At 58.0% G+C, this 4,639-nt stretch carries 6 protein-coding genes; 3 read left to right on the forward strand and 3 right to left on the reverse strand.

Going from position 1 to position 4,639, the window contains the following annotated elements:
- The first annotated feature begins 300 nt into the window (after positions 1-300).
- Entirely contained in the window at positions 301-525 is a 225-nt protein-coding gene (locus AC0QHF_RS06275; protein WP_324703337.1) for a DUF4327 family protein, read from the forward strand.
- Between the two features lie 377 nt (positions 526-902).
- Here AC0QHF_RS06275 and AC0QHF_RS06280 read toward each other — a convergent pair whose 3' ends face one another.
- Together AC0QHF_RS06280 and AC0QHF_RS06285 are read right to left on the reverse strand one after the other, a co-directional pair.
- Positions 903-1,295, reverse strand: coding sequence for a hypothetical protein (locus AC0QHF_RS06280; RefSeq protein WP_324703338.1), 393 nt, complete (start codon positions 1,293-1,295; stop codon positions 903-905).
- A gap of 161 nt (positions 1,296-1,456) precedes the next feature.
- Positions 1,457-1,810 carry a hypothetical protein gene (locus AC0QHF_RS06285; RefSeq protein WP_324703339.1) on the reverse strand — a complete coding sequence of 118 codons (354 nt, stop codon included), beginning with the start codon at positions 1,808-1,810 and terminating at the stop codon, positions 1,457-1,459.
- 14 nt (positions 1,811-1,824) lie between these two features.
- Here AC0QHF_RS06285 and AC0QHF_RS06290 point away from each other — a divergent pair, with 14 nt between their 5' ends.
- Positions 1,825-1,959, forward strand: a complete 135-nt coding sequence (locus tag AC0QHF_RS06290; protein ID WP_324703340.1) for a hypothetical protein — start codon at positions 1,825-1,827, stop codon at positions 1,957-1,959.
- Positions 1,960-2,038: 79 nt separating this feature from the next.
- On the forward strand, positions 2,039-2,998 hold the full coding sequence (gene cdf31, locus AC0QHF_RS06295) for a CDF family zinc efflux transporter Cdf31 (RefSeq protein ID WP_324703341.1): 960 nt from the start codon (positions 2,039-2,041) through the stop codon (positions 2,996-2,998).
- Here the strand turns inward: cdf31 and AC0QHF_RS06300 are convergent.
- Positions 2,944-4,485: a sensor histidine kinase gene (locus tag AC0QHF_RS06300; protein WP_324703342.1), complete on the reverse strand. Its 1,542-nt coding sequence runs from the start codon at positions 4,483-4,485 to the stop codon at positions 2,944-2,946. The two genes, cdf31 and AC0QHF_RS06300, sit on opposite strands and share 55 nt — an antisense overlap.
- Positions 4,486-4,639 lie beyond the last annotated feature (154 nt).

Consider the following 4,639-nt stretch of genomic DNA (forward strand, 5'->3'; position numbering starts at 1 on the left):
ACTTTGATAATGCCTTTGAGAATCCAGCTTTGGATTACTTAAGAATCTGCGTGGTTTTAACCCGCAGAGTATCAACTGCCATTATCGACTGATAAGTTGTCGAATTCATCAATCAACCGGGCGTGGGGGGGGCGATGTCGCCCCTACCCCTAGACCCGAGGCATTTCGGTTTTATTTATGCGAGTTGGGCGGCAAATTGTATTCGCTTATACTGAAAAAAATCCCTTCCCTAAATCTCAATTTTCGATTATATTGAGATCGATGCCACAAATCACTCAGGCAACCCCATGAGGGCGAATTATGACTTACACCACTGTTCAATACTCACTCGACGTCATCAAAGACGAAGTACGCAATCTCATTAACAAGGGTGCGATCGGCCGTCAGCAACCGATTTACACGCTCTGCCAATTCATTCCGGCTCGGGAATGGGCCTATGTGGAGTGCGAACTCGAGGCGTGCAACTTCCTGTTGCGCGATCGCATCGGCGACCTAATCGGATCTGAAAAATGGGAGAATGATTAGAGTCAAGGCTCAATCCGGCCTTTGAAGCGATCGCGGGTTGAGTGACATCAATGTTGACTTAAGCAAATTTAATCGGGTTGGGTTTTTCAGAGTTGACGGTGAGAATTCAATCGAACACCCGACCGGGTTGATTTTCGGAACTTCCCATTCCAATTATCTGTGGCAACGGAACTCAATTCGTGCCAAAAATTCAGTTCGTCGCGATACTTTAATTAATGCAGCGTTTAAAATTTAGGGACTCCTTCAACTCGGCCCTCTGAAAAACCCAACCCCACAAATGCAGCGAGTATTTGTTGACATCTTCCCCGACCTCCGCTGAAGGTACGGGGATTCTACTTTTTTTCTCCGGGCCATCGGCTCCGGATTGCAAGGCGTCGTCAGGTGGACGAGTCAGACTCCCGCAGGCGCTGCAACTCAGCCCTCAACGTCGCAATTTGGTCGGTGAGTTCTTGAATTTCGCCGATCTCGCCGGACTGGGAAACCGGAGGGGCGGGGGGCGGGGCGGGAGTCGCGCCCGAATTGACCGTCGTGGCGGATTCGGACTGGCCGGAGTTGGAGAGGATGGTATCCACGAAACTGCGGGCTTCCTCTTCCGTCACGGCCCCCTTCTCAGCCCACTCTTCGGCAAGCTGGCTCAACTGGGACTGAATTTTTTCGAGATTCTCATCGCGCTTTTGGGGATCTTGCAAGATTTCAATTAAAGAGGAAGTCGCGCCCAAGGTGACGCGAAATCCCTGGTGTAACATCTGAGTCAGGTTATCGACATTCATGAGAATCGAAACTCGTCGAGGAATAACAGGGGCAGACTTCCCACCGCTCCCAAATTTTGGAGAACGGGTGTCGGAAACCGTCGAGTCAGCCAATTGGAAACCCATTCTAGCACTCGCCGACCGGTGCGGGCTAGGCGACCCGGAAAAATCGCGGGTCAAGGTCAAGCGGCTTGGTCGATGTACTGCTGAATATCATCAGCGATCTGGGTCAACTCAGCCTCCGTCGTGAGTTTGATCCGCTCGTCGCGGACCGTGACCAGAACTTTGGCGGCGAAGGGGCTCGGCCAGATGTTGGGATTGCAGAACACCTCCAGGAACACCTCCCCCGCGTGTCGGTACTCGACCGGTTTTTGGGGGGCGGGCCGCCCGGTGCCCGGGGTCGATTGGGCGGAAACGGCTTTGAGCTTTTGCATCAGTTCGTCGAGGGCCGCTTTCAAATGGCGGGCGGCTTCGGGGGTGAAGCGCAGGGAGACGGAGCCTTGAATTAAATTGAGGGTCAGGGGGGGGGCGGACATGATTCGTTTTTAAGATGGTATGCCAGTTCGCTGCGATCGCATTGTACCCGCCGATGCGATCGCCCGCGACATTTCCACCGCCCGCGAAAGTTCCCTCCGACTCGCCGGCGGCCGGAGATCGCGGCAATCGGGCGCGACACGAATCTTAACAGATGTGCGTCCCTTGACTTTCGATATCATTTCGACAAAGATTTCAACGGGTAAAGGTTTCAACCGGGAGCAAGTGCGATGGCGGGCGATCGACGGTCCGAAGTGCGGCGGGTGCTGGTCATCACCCTGATTTTAAATTTGTTGGTGATGGCGATCAAGGCGGTGGTGGGGTGGGCCACGGGTTCCCTGAGTTTGCTGGCCGACGCCCTCCACAGCGTCACCGACAGCGCCAACAACGTGTTGGGATTAGTCGCCAACCACTTCGCCTCCCCGGAACCGGACCGCGAACACCCCTACGGACACCAAAAATTCGACGCGGTGGGCGCCCTGGGGATCGCCGCCTTTTTGGGGATCGCCTGCTTTGAAATTCTCAGCGGCGCGGTGGGGCGGTTATTTTCCGAAGAAAGCCACGCCGTCAACATCTCCCCGTCCCAACTGTGGATTTTGCTGGCGGTGTTGGGGGTGAATATTTTCGTCGCCTACTACGAGCGCCGGGTGGGGCGGCGGGTGGGGAGCGCCCTGCTGGTGGCCGACGCCAAACATACCATGAGCGACGTCTGGATCACGATGATGGTGATCGCCGGGTTGATCGGGGTGTGGCTGGGCAACCGCTGGAACGTCCCCCAACTGCAACTTTTGGACCTGGTGCTGGCGTTTCCGGTGGCGCTGCTGGTGTTCCGCAGCGGTTGGGAGGTGATCGAGGAGAATTTGCCCTGGCTGGTGGACCGGATGGCGATCGCCCCCGAACAGATCAAAGCGATCGCCATGTCCGTCCCCGGCGTCGTCAACTGCCACGCCATCGCCTCCCGGGGGATGATCGGGCGGCAGGTGTTCATCGAAATGCACATGGTGGTGGAGGCGGAGGACGTGGAGACGGCCCACGACATCACGGAGGCGGTGGAGGCCGAACTGGAGAAGCGCTACAACCCCGCCCGGATTCTGATCCACGTCGAGCCCCCCGACTACGAATCGAGCCGCATCACCTACGACGGGCGACCCTCGGAGGGGGGCGGCGGTTCCTTGGGCAGCGAGAAATAGAACGTCGCCCCGTTTCCCGGCTCCCCTTCGGCCCAAACCCGCCCGCCGTGGCGGTGGACGATGCGGCGGACGTTGGCCAGCCCGATCCCCATACCTTTAAACACCTTGCGGGAGTGGAGGCGCTGAAACGGGCCGAAGAGTTTGTCGGCATATTTCATGTCGAATCCGGCCCCGTTGTCGCGGACGGAGAAAATCACCTCCTTTTCGGTTTCGGTGGCGGCGACGGTAATTTCGGCGCGCGAGCAGAGCCGCGTATATTTGACGGCATTTTCCAGCAGGTTTTGAAACACCGTCCGCAACAGCTCCCGGTCGGCCCAAACCCGGGGGAGCGGTTCCACCGTCCAGGCGATCTCCCGCCCCTCCAAATCGATCTCGGCCTGTTGTTTCGTCTGTTGCACGAGGTGAAACGGATCGACCCACGTCGGGAGCATCTGCACCCGGCCGGTGCGGGAAAACCGGATCAGCTCGTCGAGCATCCGGCCGGCCTGTTGGGCGAGGTTGGCGATGGTCTCCAAGTAACTGCTACTCGTGGCGTCGAGTTGCGCCCCGGCGAGATGTTCGTGCAACAAACTCACGAAGCCGTTGATTTGGCGCAGCGGCGCCTGCAAGTCGTGGGAGACGGAATAGGCGAAAATTTCCAACTCCTGATTGGTGGCCTCCAGTTGGGCGGTGCGCTCGTGAATTCGACTTTCTAGGGTCTGGTTGAGCTGGCGAATTTCCGCTTGCGATCGCTTGTGATCGCTAATATCTTCGATCAACCCGTCGATGATCAGGCTCCCCCCGAGCCTCTCCGGCGTCGTACTCACCCGCAGCCAAACCGGGCGCCCGTCCGGCCGCCGGAACTGAATTTCCCGGCACTCTTGGGCCGGCTGCTCGGAATCGACCTGCCCTCGCAGGGCGGCGTCAGCCAGGTCCAGCCGCAGCCGCTCCCGGATGAACCTTTCCACATCTTCGTCCGATCGCAACCCCAGCAAGTCCAGCAGCGCCTGGTTGTACTGCAAGATCTTGCCGTCGGAACCCACGAAAAACACCCCCAAACTCAGTTGATTGAGTAGAGACCCGAGGCGATATTCGGATTGGACGGCCCGCCGCCGACTCTGGACCCGCTCCCACACGGACCGCACCCCTTGGGTGAGGCGGAGAAAATGTTGGGGGGATTTGATGATGTAATCGTCGAGGCCGGCTTTCATGGCTTCGACGGCGATTTCTTCGGTTCCCGTGTTGGTGAACATGATCACGGGACAGTCCGGGTGGCGGGATTTGACCCGTTCGAGGATCTGCAACCCCGTACTCCAACAGAGTTGGTAGTCGGTGATCACCAGGTCGAAATCCCCCCGTTCCAAGATCGCCTCCAACCCTTCCGGTTCCCCGACTTCTTCGATGGCGGTGTCCGAAAATTCTTGTCTGAGCGCCCGGTCGATCAGGAGGCGGTCGTCGGGATTGTCGTCGATCAACAAAATTCGCCGTAGCGGTTGCTCTTGATACATAGTCCTGGTCTCGATCATTTCGCTGGGGTCGGGTGGGCGCAACTGACGAAGGAGCTGACACGGCCGGCGACAAAAATCTCACGAGGATAGTCGGGAGATTGGAAGCCCCGTCTCTTCAGAGCGGGGATGAAAATCGACTCGAGCGGCTTGAGCC

This window comes from Lyngbya sp. CCY1209 (assembly GCF_055795065.1).

What these genes read in the sequence shown, in the direction of transcription:
- AC0QHF_RS06275 (WP_324703337.1), top strand. Translation starts at nt 301, where the DNA reads ATGACTTACACCACTGTTCAATACTCACTCGACGTCATCAAAGACGAA.
- AC0QHF_RS06280 (WP_324703338.1), bottom strand. Translation starts at nt 1,295, where the DNA reads ATGAATGTCGATAACCTGACTCAGATGTTACACCAGGGATTTCGCGTC.
- AC0QHF_RS06285 (WP_324703339.1), bottom strand. Translation starts at nt 1,810, where the DNA reads ATGTCCGCCCCCCCCCTGACCCTCAATTTAATTCAAGGCTCCGTCTCC.
- AC0QHF_RS06290 (WP_324703340.1), top strand. Translation starts at nt 1,825, where the DNA reads ATGGTATGCCAGTTCGCTGCGATCGCATTGTACCCGCCGATGCGATCG.
- cdf31 (WP_324703341.1), top strand. Translation starts at nt 2,039, where the DNA reads ATGGCGGGCGATCGACGGTCCGAAGTGCGGCGGGTGCTGGTCATCACC.
- AC0QHF_RS06300 (WP_324703342.1), bottom strand. Translation starts at nt 4,485, where the DNA reads ATGTATCAAGAGCAACCGCTACGGCGAATTTTGTTGATCGACGACAAT.